A 17,259-nucleotide genomic window follows, 5' to 3' on the forward strand; every position below is an offset into this window, starting at 1 on the left:
TATTCATGGGTAAAAAAGCAAACGGTTAATAGCGAAGAAAAGTGCAAAATGGATAATAGCGCAGACAAGGTAGGATCTAAAGTGCAATTTTTGAGTAAAAAAGAGATAAAACAACAGAAAGATAATGAAAAATAATAGTAATAATCATATTAAACAAACAAACAACAATAAATCAGAGGCTTCAAATGAAACCATCTGATTTTAAACAATAAATTATTTTATAAAAAACTACAAATTATCAAGATTAAGGACATCCTTCATATTGTATAGACCATATTTCTTAGCATTAACCCAAGATGACGCTCTTATCGCACCTTTAGCAAAGGTCATACGACTGGAAGCCTTGTGGCTTATTTCTACACGTTCGCCAATATCAGCAAACATCGCAGTGTGCTCACCAACAATATCGCCAGCACGTACCGTAGCAAAACCAATCGTGCCCGGTTCACGCTCTCCGGTATAGCCTTCACGTGCATACACCGCACACTCTTTCAGATCTTTTCCTAATGCATCCGCGATAGATTCCCCCATCGCCAGTGCAGTGCCAGAAGGGGCATCGACTTTATGACGATGATGCGCTTCGATAATTTCAATATCGGTGTAATCTCCCATCACTTTCGCTGCTTTTTCCAGTAATTTCAGCACCAAATTTACACCAACGCTAAAATTGGCAGCGAAGACAATTGGGATAGATTTTGCAGCTTCCGCAATCGCCAATTTTCCTTCTTCATCAAACCCTGTAGTTCCGATGACCATGCCTCTTTGGTGAGATTGACAGAATGCTAAGTACTGTAAGGTGCCTTCAGGGCGAGTGAAATCAATCAGTACATCAAAATCATTAACCACGGAATTTAGATCGCTAACGACTTTCACACCAATTAGCCCAATTCCCGCCAGTTCACCCGCATCTGTGCCAATAAGTGAAGAGCCTTCACGCTCAATGGCTGCGCCAAGTTGAATTCCGTTTTGTTCTTGTGCTGCTTGAATTAATTGGCGTCCCATGCGCCCACCCGCACCGACAATCGCAACGCGTACAGTTGAATCTGCCATTTTTGATCCTTTCGTAAATTTTTGAGGCGAAAACCAAAATAAAATCTTGGTTATACCTTAAAGAAACTTGAATCGGGACGCCAGCACTAATCTGGAGATATTAATAAAACCGTAGAGAGGGGGATGATTATCAGAAAAAATTGTATTGGGATGGAATAGAATGCTGAAAAACAGAAAAAAGCAGCGGCTACATCAGCCGCTACTATAATAATAAAATCAATGTATTAGTTAATCTCTTTAACGTCCACACGCAACTCTTTTGGCACTTCAAAAACGATATTCTCTTCTCGTCCTTGTAGCTCCACCACGGAGTCTGCACCCAGCTCTTTAAGTCTATCAATCACTTGGCGGACTAAAATATCCGGCGCGGATGCCCCCGCTGTCAATCCGATAATTTTCTTATCTTTTAACCACTCGGTTTGAATATCTTCTGCACCATCAATCAGAAATGCCGCTTTCCCCATTCGAGACGCTAATTCAGCTAAACGGTTTGAGTTGGACGAGTTTTTCGAACCGACGACTAACACAATATCGGCTTTCTCTGCTAACTCACGCGCGGCTTCTTGGCGATTCGTGGTTGCATAGCAAATATCGTCTTTACGAGGCCCCACAATATTTGGGAATCGACGGGTGAGCGCATCAATCACATCAGAGGTATCATCCACCGAAAGCGTCGTTTGCGTCATAAAACTCAGGTTGTTTTCATCTTTTACCTGTAGCTTCCAAACATCTTCTGGGCTTTCAACAAGATACATTCCCCCTTCAGGGTTATTGTATTGCCCCATTGTCCCTTCCACTTCAGGATGTCCTGCGTGACCGATTAAAATCGCCTCTTTGCCCTTACGGCTTGCACGAGCCACTTCCATATGCACTTTAGTCACTAATGGGCAGGTCGCATCAAATAACATGGTTAAATCGCGGGAACGGGCTTCTTGACGAATGGCTTGTGAAACGCCATGCGCTGAGAAAATCAGAATAGAGCCATCGGGAACTTCAGAGATTTCTTCAATGAAGATAGCGCCACGCTGACGTAAATCATCAACCACATAGCGGTTATGCACCACTTCATGGCGAACATAAATCGGTGCACCATAAATTTCTAAGGCGCGTTCAACAATACTGATTGCACGGTCAACACCCGCACAAAATCCACGAGGATTAGCCATTAATATTTGCATGGTGACTCTCCAATTGTGGGTCTATTTCTAGGACTTCAATTTCAAAGGTGATTTGCTGCTCAGCAAGAGGATGGTTAAAATCAACAGTAATTGATTCCCCTTCAATAGCTTTCACGACGCCCGGCATTTCGCTCCCATTCATGCCCGTAAACAGCATGATGGTACCAATTTCAGGGATCCCTGTTTCCATAAAATCACGCAATGAAAAGTATTGCACTAAGTCTGGATTATGTTTCCCGAATACCGTATCCCCTGCTAAGGAAAATGTTTTCTTTTCACCTTCAGATAGCCCAATCAGTTGCGCTTCTAATTCTGGCGACAGTGAATCATTTCCAAGAGCAAACAACGCAGGCTTTCCTTGTGCGTGAGAAGAATCCGCCGTGGAGCCATCCTCTAATTTCAGAGTGAAATGCAGTAAAACAGAACTCTGCGCCTGTATTTGAGTAGACATAATCTAAACCTGTTTTTTATCATAAAGTTCAGCCCGACTATCGTCGGGCTGAGATGATTAATATGCAATATTGGGTTTTATCAACCTATCGCGCTATCTGTTCTATTTAGCATCTTGCTGTTTGGGTTTATCCGGCAAAAAGCCTTCAAAAATCACCAACGCCGCACCGATACAAATGGCCATATCCGCCAAATTGAAGGTCGGCCAGTGCCAGTTGCCAACATAAAAATCAATGTAGTCAACCACAAAGCCATGCACTAAACGGTCAAATAAATTACCGATCGCACCACCAATTATTAACGCATAAGCAATATTGCTCAGGCGTTTTTTCACGCTTTGACGATACATCATCACCATTAACGTAATGGAGATGGCAATAGCTATTCCAGCAAAGAACCAGCGCTGCCAGCCGCCTTTATCCGCCAGAAAACTGAATGCCGCACCAAAGTTTTGAGCGTACATAAGGTTAAAGTACGGAATTAAAGGGTGTGGGTCGTACAGAGTTAGCTCTTTTAAGACCAATTGCTTAATTGCTAAATCTGCAACGATAATCACAACCGTCAGCCACAGCCAACGCAAACCAGTAGAACAAATAGGTGTCTTCATTAAGCAAACTTACGTAATTCACCGTTTCCGGCTACGTTAGTCACACAGCGACCACAGATTTCAGGTTGTTCTGCCGCTGCACCAATATCACTTGCATAATGCCAGCAACGAGGACATTTTTCCCCAGCCGCTTTACTGAAGGCAATTTTCAGGCCTTTCAGTTCACTGTCTTGTGCATCCGCAGGCGCCGTTGCAATATCAGCCACATTCGCTTGAGATGTTAACAGCGCAAAACGCAGTTCATCACCTAAGCTATTTAACTTAGCGGCTAATGTGCTATCTGCATATAACGTTACCGAGGCTTCTAACGAACCACCAATGTGCTTGTCTGTACGCGCTTGTTCCAGAACTTTGTTCACTTCACCACGTACGGCTAACAGTTCAGACCAGAAACCATCATTCATCGCTTCAGATTCGTCTAAACCAAATAAACCGTTATACCACTCTTCAGTGAGAACGAACTGAGCGCGTTTGCCCGGTAATTCGTTCCAGATTTCATCAGAGGTGAAGGACAGAACTGGTGCAATCCAACGAACCAATGCTTCCACGATATGGAACAGTGCAGTTTGGCAGCTACGGCGAGCAACACTATCACTTTTCGCGGTGTATTGACGGTCTTTGATAATATCCAGATAGAACGAGCCCATCTCGATAGAGCAGAAATGCATTAAGCGTTGGATAACACCTAAGAAATCATACTCATCGTACGCTTTCGTAATCTCTTTCTGTGCTTCTAATGCACGACCAACCGCCCAGCGATCTAACACCACCATATCTTCTGGTTTCACCATATCGGTTTCTGGATTGAAACCATTTAAGTTTGCCAGTAAGAAACGCGCGGTATTACGGATACGGCGATAAGAGTCTGCAGCACGTTTTAAAATTTCATCAGATACCGCGATTTCGCCTGTATAGTCGGTTGATGCCACCCACAGACGCAGGATATCTGCACCCAGTTTGTTCATCACATCTTGCGGACTAACCGTATTACCTAAAGATTTAGACATCTTACGGCCTTGACCATCAACGGTAAAACCGTGGGTCAGAACTTGACGGTAAGGGGCTTTGCCTTTCATCGCAGTAGACAGCATCAGAGAAGACATGAACCAACCACGGTGTTGGTCAGAACCTTCCAGATACATATCCGCAGAGTTGCCATGGAATTCAGGACGCGCGTCAACCACTGCAAAGTGGGTGGATCCTGAATCGAACCAAACGTCTAATGTGTCTGGCACTTTACGATAAGTTTCAGCATCAGCGCCGAGCAATTCAGCAGGGTCTAAATCCCACCATGCTTGGATACCATCAACTTCAACACGCTTAGCGACTTCTTCCATCAGCTCTAAAGTACGCGGATGCAGTTCTTCAGTCTCTTTGTGCACGAATAACGACATTGGGGTACCCCAAGTACGTTGACGTGAAATACACCAGTCAGGACGGTTTTCTACCATTGACTCGATACGTGCACGACCCCAACCTGGGATCCACTGAACAATATCGATCTCTTTCAGAGATTGTTCACGCAGACCGTTTTTATCCATGCCGATAAACCATTGTGGCGTCGCACGGAAAATAACTGGGGTTTTATGGCGCCAGCAGCATGGGTAGCTGTGAGAGATAGCTTTTTTATACATCAGTAAGCCTTTCTCATTCAGGATTTCCAGCACCACATCGTTAGCTTTGAAAATAAATAAACCGTCTAATGTTGGGTAGGTATTTGGTAAAAAGCAGCCATCTGGCCCTACTGGGTTCGCCGTTTCTAAACCATATTTTTGTCCAACAACGTAGTCTTCAGGACCATGGCCTGGGGCTGTATGTACCGCACCTGTACCCGCATCTAGCGTGACGTGGTCGCCTAAAATTGCAGGAACATCAAAGCCCATAAATGGATGAGCGAAACGCAGTAACTCTAATGCGCTACCTTCACACTCGCCTAATACTGTCCATGACTCAACACCGACAGTCTTCATGACTTCTTCAACTAAGTCAGTTGCCAGAATGACTAAATCGCCATTCGCATCCACCAGAGAGTATTTGAACTCTGGGTTTAGAGAGATTGCACGGTTAGCTGGTAACGTCCAAGGCGTTGTCGTCCAGATCACTAAAGATGGCGTTTTATCGCTAGAAACACCAAATTTTTCGCAAACGGCTTTGCTATCTACCGCAGGAAAGCGAACGTAGATAGATGGAGATGTTTTGTCGTAATATTCGACTTCCGCTTCAGCCAATGAAGAACCACATGCGGTACACCAGTGAACGGGTTTTGCCCCTTTCACTAAGTGGCCATTTGCAACGGTTTTCGCCAACGCACGGATGATGTTCGCTTCGGTTTTAAAATCCATGGTCAGGTAAGGTTTGTCCCACTCACCCAACACACCTAAGCGGATAAAATCAGCTTTTTGCCCTTCAATTTGCTCTTTAGCATATTCACGGCATTTTGCACGAAATTCAGCGGCGGAAACTTTTTCCCCAGGCTTACCTACGATTTGTTCAACTTTATGTTCAATAGGTAAGCCATGGCAATCCCAACCAGGGATGTATGGGGAATCAAAGCCCGCCAGCCCTTTGGATTTAATAATAATATCTTTGAGAATTTTGTTTACTGAGTGACCAATATGAATACTGCCGTTAGCATACGGAGGACCATCGTGCAGAATAAAGGTTTTCTTGCCCGATTTTGCTTTACGGATTGCCTGATACAAACCTTCTTTGTACCAGCGCTCTAACATCTGTGGTTCGCGTTTAGCGAGATCGCCACGCATTGGGAACCCTGTTTCTGGTAGATTCAGGGTATTTTTATAGTCACTCATCGATTCTCAGTTCCAATTTTCCGCTAAATTATCTGATTCCAATTGCTGCGAGATATTCTCTGGCTGCAACTACATCATTAGCAATTTGCTCCTTCAGCGCGTCCAACGAAGCAAACCGCTGTTCGTCACGTAATTTTTTACGTAACACAACATCAATATGACGCCCATATAAATCCATATGTGCATCAATCAGATGGACTTCTAACTGGGTACCTTTTCCAGATACCGTTGGACGTGTGCCAATGTTTGCCACGCCCGGTACAGGCTTATCGCCCAGACCATGAACTTCTACAGCATACACGCCAGTCACCGGTGTGACTAAACGTTTTAACGGTAGGTTTGCTGTCGGAAAACCTATCGTACGACCTAGCTGATTACCGTGAACCACACGCCCACTAATGCGGTATGTGTGACCTAATAAATTTTCAGCTAATGTCAGATCATTGTTTTGTATCGCTTTACGGATTGCAGTGCTGCTGACGCGCACACCTGAATCACAAAAGCTTTCGGTGTCTGCGACTTCAAAACCAAACTTTTGACCGGCTTGCTGTAAAAAAGAAAAATCACCCATCCGATTTTTTCCGAACCGGAAATCATCACCGATGGCAAGATATTTCACACCGAGTTTGTCAACTAACAAGTCAGACACAAAAGCATCGGGTGTTAATGAGGCAAAATGCTGGTTAAATTCCACACATAACAGATAATCGACCCCGCTATCAGCAAGGTACTTCACTTTATCTCTTAGGCGTGTCAAACGCGCAGGAGCCTTATCACCCGTAAAAAATTCAAGGGGTTGTGGTTCAAAGATCATCACAACAGTTGGTAAACCTAACTGTTTACCCTTGAGCTTCAAATTTTGAAGTAATACTTGGTGCCCACGATGAACACCATCAAAATTACCAATAGTCAGTACGCAACCATGATGGTACGACCGGATATTTTGTATACCGCGAATTAGCTCCATAACTGGCTCAATACCGAGGAAATTGCAGGATTATACCTTGTACGACGCATAAGGTTAACCTAAGTTCGTAAAAGCTTTCATTAAACCCTATTTTTTTGATCACTACACTATTTAATCAGATGATTTTACACTGCTAAGCATCTTTCTGCACGACACTGCGCTGCTGAATCTGATCATTGTCGATAGGTAAATCAAAAAAATTTGGATAACCAATAGATTATCAATACAACAAATTGACGCGGAGATCTCTAAAAATATTTAATTTTTATAGTTTACTTATCATCCATTTTGTATAACAAACCCAAGTGTATAAAAAACACTCTATTTATAATTCAATTTCATCTTGATGCACGTTTGATATCACTAAAAAAATTTTTTCTGAAAAATGATTTAAAATATCTTCTATCAATTATGCTTTTTTTCACGCGCAGATCTGTATTCTTCTGATATTTGCTGATAGAATCTTGCACCATTCACAACGCATTGACATCGAAGTACACGATGTTTATTTGCACAAATCCATTGACAAATGAAGGGCGAAAGGGCATATTCCTTGACCTTTAAATTGTCCTCAATAGAATACATTTGGGAGTTGGACCTTGGCTAATATCAAATCAGCTAAGAAACGTGCCGTTCAATCAGAGAAACGTCGCCAGCACAACGCTAGCCGTCGCTCTATGGTACGTACTTTTATTAAGAAAGTTTACCTTGCTATCGCTGCAGGCGATAAAGAAGCAGCTCAGAAAGCATTCAATGACATGCAACCTCTTGTTGATCGCCACGCTAGCAAAGGCCTGATCCACAAAAACAAAGCAGCACGTCATAAAGCTAACTTAGTTGCTCAAATCAAAGCAATGTAATTTCGCTTCTTGATTATAAAAAACCGGCTTAGGCCGGTTTTTTTGTCTGCTAATTTCTTGCCTTACACTTTCGTGCTCTAAACTTTCTGTTCTAAATTATCGAACGGCGCTGAAAATAACTCAGAAAAATCCTTGTTGCAGACACGTTGTACTGCTGGGTGCTGGATCATTCTTTCCGCAAAAATCACGTAATACTCTTCTTTAACGCTATCTAAGCGGCCAATTTCTTGCACTTCATTATCAGCAAAAATGTCTTTTGCATATAAAGATGGCGCCACAAAAATTGCATTGTGATACATCCCAAATGCTTTCATTAATGCTGCATCATCAAATTCACCAAGTACTTCAACTTGCAGGTTTTTATTGCGGATCCACGTTAATAAATGGCGGCCAAGCATCGAACGACGCCCCGGAATTAATAACCTGCGCTCTTCTAGACATTCAGGAAATGGTTTCTTCGGTACTGGCTGACGGCAGAAAAAACTGACGCTGCATTCGCCTAATTTAACGGAGAACAGGCCCTCTTGCTGTGAAGAGTCCACAGGGCAATCCGATAAAATCATATCCAGCTTGTGCTGGCTTAATTGCTCCAGTAACAGCTCATGAGTCGATTCAAAGCAACGTAAATGAATCTGCTCATGTTCGACAACTGCCGTTTCTAATACACGACTGACTAAACGTTTCGATAATGCATCAGCCACGCCTACATCAAACAGCAGGTTAGATTCTCGGCTGTAGTTGACGATATCCAGCATTTCTTGGCTGAGCATAAACATTTTGTCAGCATAACGAAAAATCAGTTGTCCCAGTTCAGAAGGCACTAGCCCTCGACCTTGGCGTTTAAATAATTTTCCACCTAACCGCTCTTCGAGTGCTTTAATTTGCCCAGTAATTGTCTGTGGAGTCAGGTAAAGAGCCTCAGCGGCACCGACAACAGAGCCTTCTTTGCAAACATGCCAGAAATAGTAAAGGTGGTTAAAATTAAGATGTGAAACCCGCATATCGATTCCTTTTGTATCGCCAATAATGACCGCAGTACTTAATGACCACAGTACATACTGACCATACGCTTTACCCGTACCCCGTAATCGGGAGTTATAAGTTAAAATACCCGCAGTATGCAACTCATACCGCGGGCATATCATAGAAGATTAACTCGAAAATTCTTACTAATAATTACGTCTATTATGTTTATTTTGCATCGCTGTGCGAAACTTTTGGTTTCGGTAACACTACCCTTAACATAAAGTACCCTAACAATGCTGCTGTTGTTGAACCGATTAAAATACCCAGTCTCGAGTAGGTACTATACACTTCATCAAGCCCTTCAAAAGCGAGGCCGGTGATAAAAATAGACATAGTAAAACCGATCCCACAAAGCACAGAAACAGCAAACACTTGCTTCAAGTTAATCGATGCTGGCAATTTAGCCAACCCTACTTTTACCGAAATCCAACTAAATAAGAAAATACCGACTGGTTTGCCCAGTATCAAACCCGCTGCAACACCAAGTGGTAATGGGCTCATTAAACCATCAAAGGTGACGCCATTGAGCTGTACGCCTGAATTTGCAAATGCAAAGATAGGCAATATGAGATAAACAACCCAAGGGTGCAGCACATGCTCTAATTCTTCCGACGGTTTAGTATTATTAGTCCCTCTTAATGGAATTAAGAAACCAACAATCACTCCAGCCAGAGTGGCATGAACACCTGATTTCAGAATACAGACCCACAAGATTAAGCCAATCACTAAGTAAGCTGCGGTGTTTTCAACTCGTCGCCAGTTCATTAGACACAGTATTGCCACACACAGTGCCGCTAAACTCAATGCAACGACAGAAACTGAGCTGGTATAGAAAAAGGCAATAATCACAATGACACCAAGGTCATCAATGATAGCTAATGCCAATAAAAATACTTTGAGCTCCGTAGGAACACGCTTACCTAATAACGCCATCACACCCAACGCGAACGCAATATCTGTTGCTGCAGGGATAGCCCACCCTTGACGAGTAATATCATCAGCACCATTAAACGCTAAGTAAACTAACGCCGGTGCAATCATTCCACCCACAGCTGCAATTGCCGGAAATATCGCTTTATCACGTCCTGCCAGGGATCCTTCCAATAACTCGCGCTTTACCTCTAAACCAACAACCAGGAAAAACACGGCCATTAAGAAATCATTAATCCATAGAATCAGAGGTTTATCTAATTCAAATGTTGAGATTTTAATAGCTACCGGAATATCTAAAAATTGCTGATAAGCTCCCTGTAATGGCGTATTAGCCATTATTAAAGCGACAATGGCAGCAATAATTAGGAGTAGCCCTCCTGCTGCTTCTAACTTTAAAAATTTACGAATAATTGCTGTCATATGAATAACCTCAAAAAATATTTTTGAATGTTAATATTATGATAATCATTAATTCGTAAAAAATCGTTTATTTATCCATTAATGATCGTAATTTCCGAACATTTAGCAATCGAGATCACGACGAATGATAATAAATCGTTAATTTAACTATAGGCAACTATTCTAAAAACCAACAATAAATTTACTCAGTAAAGCGCTTTAAAAATTCAACTTTTTTAGAGACTAATGAAAAATTATTTTTATGAAAAGTTCAAAAAATCATTTAATTTTTTATTTTCGAAGCCCTTCGCAAAAATAAAAGCCCTCTCCCTCTCTTTCTGTCGTGCCGCTTCATAAAAAAGACGCTTTATGTGATACTCGAGCCACCCTTAGGCAATCATTATCTCTCTATATTATGTCCCTATACGTTCTGCTTTCTGTGCTATTTGCCGCGTTTTGCCATGCCAGTTGGAATGCTCTGGTGAAATTTGGTAATGACCGCTTCTTTGGTTTGGTGATGATTGCCGTTTTTTCTGGGGTTTTAACTATTCCAGCCCTCTTTTGGTTTGGGCTACCGTCTCCTGATGCCGTCCCATGGTTAGCTTTGTCAGTACTATTTCACATCGGTTATATCTATTTTCTCAGCCAAGCATACAACCATGGTGATCTCAGCCAGATTTACCCTATTTCTCGCGGCTCAGCCCCTTTAATCACTGCGTTATTAAGTATTGTTTTATTTAATGAATCCTTACCATTTATGAGTTTTGTAGGGATTGTTTTTATTATTTCAGGGGTGGTAGCCATCGCGTTTGCAGGTCGAAAATTCTCTTTGAACATCAAAGGTAAAGCCCTTATCTTTGCACTGTGTACCGCCTTCTTTACCGCCTGTTATACCCTCTCGGATGGATATGGCGCGAGAGCCAGCCAAGATCCTGTTGTTTATACTCTATGGCTGTTTTTATTAAATGGCGCAGTACTCGCCATTCCCGGTGTGATGAAATACAAACGTTCGCTACTGCACGGATTTGGACAATATTGGCGCTCAGGTTTGCTTGGTGGGTTAATGCAGCTAATCAGTTACGGCATTGCAATCTGGGCAATGAGCCAAGCGCCAATCGTACTCGTTGCTGCTATTCGCGAAACTAGCGTCCTTTTCGCTATGTTTCTTTCCATTGTATTTCTTAAAGAGAAATTTAATGGAATGCGAGTCCTCGCCTGTATTGTCATCTTACTTGGGGTGTTACTGGCGAAACTATCCAGTTAAGATAGTGGTGCTTAGAATATGAGTTTTACATCCTATATTTGATATCCATAATATTTGATACCCATAATTTTTGATACTAATAACCTTTTAGCCCTATTTTTCATTGAGTCATGAGGTAAGAATGACATTACTCCGATCTCTCGTTGCTATATCTATGATGGCAGCACCTATCGCGGCACTTGCCACCACTCCAGCGGATTTAATGATTGTTGATGGTACCGTTTTGACGATGGATGCCAATAATCAAGTTATTGAGAATGGAACCGTTGTTATTGATAAAAATAAAATTATCGCAGTCGGTGGCCCTGAGCTTGCCACGCAATATACCGCAAAAAAACAGCTAAATGTTGATGGCGATATTGTCATGCCCGGGTTAATCAACACCCATACTCACGCATCCATGACCGTATTTCGTTCCCTCGCCGATGATGTTCCCGACCGTTTACACCGTTATATTTTTCCATTAGAGAGCAAGATGGTTTCCCGTGAAATGGTGCGAGTAGGCGCTAACTTAGCCAACGTCGAAATGGTCAAAGGTGGGGTCACGACTTACGTGGATATGTACTATTTCGAAGATGAGGTGGCAAAAACCGTCGATAAAATTGGTATGCGTGCGATCCTTGGGGAATCTGTGATCAAATTCCCTGTTGCTGATGCTAAAAATGCAGATGAAGGTATCGCTTATGCCGTGAATTTTATCAACCAATACAAAGACCACCCTCGCATTACGCCAGCTTTTGCTCCTCACGCACCTTATACCAACACCACTGAGCATCTACAAAAAATCGCTAAGCTATCTCAAGAACTTAATGTTCCAGTGATGATCCACTTAGCAGAAACCGACAGAGAACAAGAAGAAATTTCCAAACGTACTGGCGGCAAAAGCCCGGTTCAATATATGGCAGATATCGGCGCCCTGAATAATAAAGTGATTGCCGCTCATGCCATTATGGTTGATGAAACCGATATCGACCTGCTCAAACAGTATGATGTCGGTGTGGCTCATAATGTCAGTGCGAATACCAAATCAGCTAAAGGTGTTGCTCCAGTGACTGCGATGTTAGCGAAAGGGGTTCGTGTAGGCTTAGGAACCGATGGCCCGATGTCCAGCAATACCTTAACGACCATGAACGAACTAAATTTGGTGGGTAAAATTCATAAGCTCGAAAATAAAGATAGAGCTGCAATGCCGCCCATTACCGTGGTTGAATTAGCGACCAAAGGCTCCGCGAAAGCCATTCACATGGAAGATAAGTTAGGCTCTTTAGAGGCAGGGAAATTGGCGGATATCATCGTTGTCGATACAAAATCACCAAATATGGTACCGATGTATAGCCCTTATGCCGCACTGGTTTATGGGGCGAATGCTTCCAATGTACGCCATACCATTGTGGACGGAAATCTATTAATGGAAGACCGCAAAGTGCTCACCGTTGATGAGAATGCGATTGTGAAAGAAGCCCTGCAATTTGCTGATCAAGTTCGTAAAACCGTGGTTGCTAGCGGTGAAACAGTGAAATAAAAAAATGGCTGATTCAGTATTTCACTGGATCAGCCATGATTCTTAACTTAGCGATCAACCATTATTTATTGGTTAAATCATCAAAGAATTTTTTCACGCCATCTAAGAAGCGTTTTGAACGTGGGCTATTTTTCTCGCCACCCGTACCGCCTAACGACTCACCAAACTCTCTGAGTAACTCTTTTTGTTTCTCATTCAGTTTGACTGGGGTTTCGACAACAATGTGACACATTAAGTCACCTTGCATACCACCACGTACTGATTTCACGCCCTTACCTTTCATACGGAATGTTTTGCCCGTTTGGGTTTCCGCAGGAATTTTCAGTTTAACGCGACCATCCAGGGTTGGGACTTCAATTTCGCCGCCCAGCGCTGCTGCTGCGAAGTTGATTGGCACTTCGCAATGTAAGTTATTACCATCACGCTCAAAAATATCGTGAGGTAAAACATGCATTTGAACGAATAAATCCCCTGCTGGTGCACCATTCGCACCGGCTTCACCTTCACCGGATAAACGAACGCGGTCACCTGTATCAACCCCTGCAGGGATCTTAACGGATAAGGTTTTGTATTTCTCAACGCGACCTTGACCATGACATTTGTTGCATGGGTCTTTGATGACTTTTCCGCGACCGTGACAGGTTGGACAAGGTTGTTGTACCGAGAAGAAACCTTGGCGCATGTGTACTTGGCCCATACCGTGACAGGTTTGGCACGTATCTGCACTAGTACCTGGTTTTGCACCGCTACCGTGGCACACGTCGCAGCTTTCAAGCGTTGGAATACGGATCTCTTTGGTCACTCCACGGACTGCTTCTTCAAGAGTCAGTTCCATGTTGTATTGCAGATCAGAACCACGGCTTGGGCGCTGTTGACGACGACCGCCACCAAAAATGTCACCGAAGATGTCACCAAAAATATCACTGTTGAAATCGCCGCCACCAAAGCCGCCGAATCCACCGCCGCCACCCATACCACCTTGCTCAAACGCAGCATGACCATATTGGTCGTAAGCGGCGCGTTTTTGCTCATCGGACAGGACTTCGTAAGCTTCTTTTATCTCTTTAAATTTCTCTTCAGATTCATCTTTGTTTTCCTGATTACGGTCAGGATGGTATTTCATTGCTAAGCGCTTGTACGCTCGCTTGATATCTTTCTCTGAAGCATTTTTTTCGAGGCCTAAAACCTCATAAAAATCTCTTTTCGCCATTTATTTTTCCCTTAACATGCAGACACGGGCGCAGAGTTCCCTCAACGCCCGTGTCCGGTATCAGTCACTATTTAACATTATTGCGATAGTCACTGCGCCCGCTAAGGGCCTTATTTTTTGTCTTTGTCGTTAACTTCTTCAAATTCAGCGTCAACAACATCGTCATCTTTCTTCGCTTCTGCACCTGCACCCGCAGCGCCCGCTTGAGCTTGTTGCTGTGCAATTTCCAGAAGTTTCGCAGATGCCGTTACCAGCGCTTGGATTTTCGCTTCGATTTCAGCTTTATCTTCACCTTTAGAAGCGACTTCTAATTCTGAAGTTGCTTTTTCGATGTTCGCTTTATCTTCAGCTGGTAATTTGTCGCCTGCTTCTTCGATTTGTTTACGAGTACCGTGAATCAGCTGGTCTGCTTGGTTGCGAACCTGTACTAACTCTTCAAATTTACGGTCTGCTTCAGCGTTAGCTTCTGCATCACGTACCATTTTTTCGATTTCCTCGTCATTCAGACCAGAAGATGCCTTAATGGTGATGTTTTGCTCGCGACCGCTGTTTTTGTCTTTCGCAGAAACATGCAGGATACCGTCCGCATCGATGTCAAAAGTCACTTCGATTTGCGGCATACCGCGTGGCGCTGCTTGAATACCATCTAAGTTAAACTGACCCAGTGATTTGTTATCACTCGCACGTTTACGCTCACCTTGCAGTACGTGAATGGTCACGGCTGCTTGGTTATCTTCTGCAGTAGAGAACACTTGGCTGTGTTTAGTTGGGATTGTGGTGTTCTTCGAGATTAACGAAGTCATCACGCCACCCATGGTTTCAATACCTAAAGACAGTGGAGTTACGTCAAGTAACAGAACGTCTTTAACATCACCCGCTAATACACCACCTTGTACTGCTGCACCCATTGCAACGGCTTCGTCTGGGTTAACGTCTTTACGTGGCTCTTTACCAAAGAAATCAGCAACAACTTTCTGAACCATTGGCATACGAGTCTGACCACCAACTAAGATAACGTCGTTGATGTCACCTACGCTTAAACCAGCGTCTTGCAGAGCAACTTTAACTGGCTCCATAGAACGTTTAACTAAATCTTCTACCAGTGACTCCAGTTTTGCACGAGTCACTTTGATGTTCATGTGTTTTGGACCTGTCGCATCTGCAGTGATGTATGGCAGGTTAACGTCAGTTTGTTGAGCAGAAGACAGCTCAATTTTTGCTTTTTCAGCAGACTCTTTCAGACGTTGCATTGCCAGTGGATCGTTACGCAGATCAACACCTTGTTCTTTCTTAAACTCATCAACTAAGTAGTTGATTAAACGAGTATCGAAGTCTTCACCACCTAAGTGAGTGTCACCGTTGGTTGCCAGAACTTCATAAGTTTTTTCGCCATCAACTTCATCGATTTCGATGATTGATAAGTCGAATGTACCACCACCTAAGTCGTAAACCGCGATAGTACGGTTGCCAACTTCTCTATCTAAACCGTAAGCCAGCGCTGCTGCTGTTGGTTCGTTGATGATACGTTTTACTTCTAAACCAGCGATACGACCCGCATCTTTGGTTGCTTGACGCTGAGCATCGTTAAAGTAAGCTGGAACAGTGATAACCGCTTCAGTCACTGGCTCACCCAGATAGTCTTCCGCAGTTTTTTTCATTTTTTTCAGCACTTCAGCAGAAACTTGTGGCGGTGCCATTTTTTGGCCTTTCACATCTAACCACGCATCACCGTTATCAGCCGCTACAATTTTGTATGGCATGATAGATACGTCGCGCTGAACTTCTTCGTCTTGGAAACGACGACCGATCAAACGTTTGATCGCAAATAATGTATTTTCTGGGTTAGTAACAGCCTGACGTTTTGCTGGCTGACCAACTAAAATTTCACCATCTTGTGTATACGCAATGATGGAAGGAGTAGTTCTATCACCCTCGCTGTTCTCAAGAACACGCGCAGTAGTGCCATCCATAATTGCAACGCATGAGTTAGTTGTACCTAAATCGATACCAATAATTTTACCCATTTAAAACGCCTCCAAAGGAATTCTTTTCATTTAATTTCGATATCAATCTATATAAGGCTCAATATTTCATTTTCAAGGGAGTTTTTACTTCAACCTTGATTTTTTTTGCAACCTTACATCTTTTGCAATTCGCAATAATTTAGATTGATAACTGTTGATGTCTTAAAGATGGGGTCACAAATTCATTCATCAAGGGGGAAAACTAAAAAAGTTTTACATTTAATGCAAAAAAACCCGTCTCTTGATCATTGTTTCGACAATTAAAACTGCGTATTATGCGCCTCCCCGTCCTATGGGGCTACAAATATTCATTGTATCTATTTGATTTTTAAATACTTTACCAGAGGTTATATGCAATCTAGTTCGCTTGCCAATCCAGGCCCACTCGGTTTATTGGGCTTTGGTATGACAACAATCCTGCTGAATATTCACAATGCAGGCTTTTTCCCTCTCTCATCTGTGATTTTAAGTATGGGAATTTTCTATGGTGGTATCGCGCAAGTGATTGCTGGGCTTATTGAATATAAGAAAGGCAATACATTCGGCGCGACTGCATTTACCTCTTACGGCTTCTTTTGGCTTGCGTTAGTCGGTCTGCTGTTTTTACCGACCATGGGATTAGCCGAAGCAACTGACCCTGCGTTTTTAGGGATGTTCCTGCTTTTATGGGGGATCTTTACTTTCTTTATGTTCTTAGGCACCTTCAAAGCAAATTTCGTGCTGCAATTTATTTTCGGCAGCTTAACCGTACTGTTTGCAATGTTAGCGGTGGGTAATTTGACCAACGATGCCACGCTACTTCAATATGCGGGCTATGAAGGAATTATCTGCGGAGCGAGCGCGTTCTATCTGGCTGTCGCTGAGATCTTAAATGAGCAATATGGCAGAACGATCCTGCCAATTGGTCAACGCAGCTAAATTTATATACGGCTAAGTTGATAGACTGTTAAGCTAAATAG

14 protein-coding genes are annotated in these 17,259 nt (G+C 42.9%); 4 read left to right on the forward strand and 10 right to left on the reverse strand.

Annotated elements, in window-relative coordinates; translation table 11 throughout:
- Positions 1–228: 228 nt before the first annotated feature.
- From dapB to ribF, 6 genes are all read right to left on the reverse strand, one after another.
- A complete protein-coding gene (gene dapB / locus GKR74_RS04985) occupies positions 229–1,050 on the reverse strand; it encodes a 4-hydroxy-tetrahydrodipicolinate reductase (RefSeq protein WP_154602767.1) in 822 nt (273 codons plus the stop codon).
- A gap of 224 nt (positions 1,051–1,274) precedes the next feature.
- The gene (gene ispH, locus GKR74_RS04990; protein WP_132496157.1) at positions 1,275–2,228 is read right to left on the reverse strand and encodes a 4-hydroxy-3-methylbut-2-enyl diphosphate reductase; all 954 of its coding nucleotides are present in this window, start codon (positions 2,226–2,228) and stop codon (positions 1,275–1,277) included.
- Positions 2,209–2,679 (reverse strand): FKBP-type peptidyl-prolyl cis-trans isomerase, encoded by a 471-nt coding sequence (gene fkpB / locus GKR74_RS04995; protein ID WP_036950308.1) that lies wholly within the window; start codon positions 2,677–2,679, stop codon positions 2,209–2,211. Before fkpB ends, ispH begins: the two co-directional genes overlap by 20 nt.
- A gap of 102 nt (positions 2,680–2,781) precedes the next feature.
- A complete protein-coding gene (gene lspA, locus GKR74_RS05000) occupies positions 2,782–3,285 on the reverse strand; it encodes a signal peptidase II (RefSeq protein ID WP_036950306.1) in 504 nt (167 codons plus the stop codon).
- The gene (ileS, locus tag GKR74_RS05005; RefSeq protein WP_154602768.1) at positions 3,285–6,095 is read right to left on the reverse strand and encodes an isoleucine--tRNA ligase; all 2,811 of its coding nucleotides are present in this window, start codon (positions 6,093–6,095) and stop codon (positions 3,285–3,287) included. Before ileS ends, lspA begins: the two co-directional genes overlap by 1 nt.
- A gap of 28 nt (positions 6,096–6,123) precedes the next feature.
- Entirely contained in the window at positions 6,124–7,062 is a 939-nt protein-coding gene (gene ribF / locus GKR74_RS05010; RefSeq protein ID WP_154602769.1) for a bifunctional riboflavin kinase/FAD synthetase, read from the reverse strand.
- Between the two features lie 599 nt (positions 7,063–7,661).
- Between ribF and rpsT the strand changes: the two genes are divergently transcribed.
- Positions 7,662–7,922, forward strand: a complete 261-nt coding sequence (gene rpsT, locus GKR74_RS05015) for a 30S ribosomal protein S20 (RefSeq protein ID WP_036950300.1) — start codon at positions 7,662–7,664, stop codon at positions 7,920–7,922.
- A 77-nt stretch (positions 7,923–7,999) separates the two neighbouring features.
- On the opposite strand, the gene nhaR is transcribed toward rpsT, so the two are convergent.
- Positions 8,000–8,923, reverse strand: a complete 924-nt coding sequence (gene nhaR, locus GKR74_RS05020) for a transcriptional activator NhaR (protein ID WP_036950297.1) — start codon at positions 8,921–8,923, stop codon at positions 8,000–8,002.
- Between the two features lie 190 nt (positions 8,924–9,113).
- A complete protein-coding gene (gene nhaA, locus GKR74_RS05025; RefSeq protein WP_036950295.1) occupies positions 9,114–10,301 on the reverse strand; it encodes a Na+/H+ antiporter NhaA in 1,188 nt (395 codons plus the stop codon).
- A gap of 394 nt (positions 10,302–10,695) precedes the next feature.
- On the opposite strand from nhaA, the gene GKR74_RS05030 reads away from it, so the two are divergent.
- Positions 10,696–11,544 carry an EamA family transporter gene (locus tag GKR74_RS05030; protein ID WP_154602770.1) on the forward strand — a complete coding sequence of 283 codons (849 nt, stop codon included), beginning with the start codon at positions 10,696–10,698 and terminating at the stop codon, positions 11,542–11,544.
- A 154-nt stretch (positions 11,545–11,698) separates the two neighbouring features.
- Positions 11,699–13,066, forward strand: coding sequence for an amidohydrolase (locus GKR74_RS05035; protein ID WP_420720241.1), 1,368 nt, complete (start codon positions 11,699–11,701; stop codon positions 13,064–13,066).
- Between the two features lie 61 nt (positions 13,067–13,127).
- Here the strand turns inward: GKR74_RS05035 and dnaJ are convergent, their stop codons facing one another.
- Together dnaJ and dnaK are read right to left on the reverse strand one after the other, a co-directional pair.
- Positions 13,128–14,276, reverse strand: a complete 1,149-nt coding sequence (gene dnaJ, locus GKR74_RS05040) for a molecular chaperone DnaJ (protein WP_036950288.1) — start codon at positions 14,274–14,276, stop codon at positions 13,128–13,130.
- Positions 14,277–14,386: 110 nt separating this feature from the next.
- Positions 14,387–16,300 carry a molecular chaperone DnaK gene (gene dnaK / locus GKR74_RS05045; protein WP_036950286.1) on the reverse strand — a complete coding sequence of 638 codons (1,914 nt, stop codon included), beginning with the start codon at positions 16,298–16,300 and terminating at the stop codon, positions 14,387–14,389.
- Between the two features lie 351 nt (positions 16,301–16,651).
- Here dnaK and satP point away from each other — a divergent pair, with 351 nt between their 5' ends.
- Positions 16,652–17,218, forward strand: coding sequence for an acetate uptake transporter (satP, locus tag GKR74_RS05050; RefSeq protein WP_132496150.1), 567 nt, complete (start codon positions 16,652–16,654; stop codon positions 17,216–17,218).
- Positions 17,219–17,259 lie beyond the last annotated feature (41 nt).

Origin of the sequence: Providencia sp. wls1914, assembly GCF_009706645.1 — a bacterium.
Lineage (GTDB): Bacteria > Pseudomonadota > Gammaproteobacteria > Enterobacterales > Enterobacteriaceae > Providencia > Providencia zhijiangensis.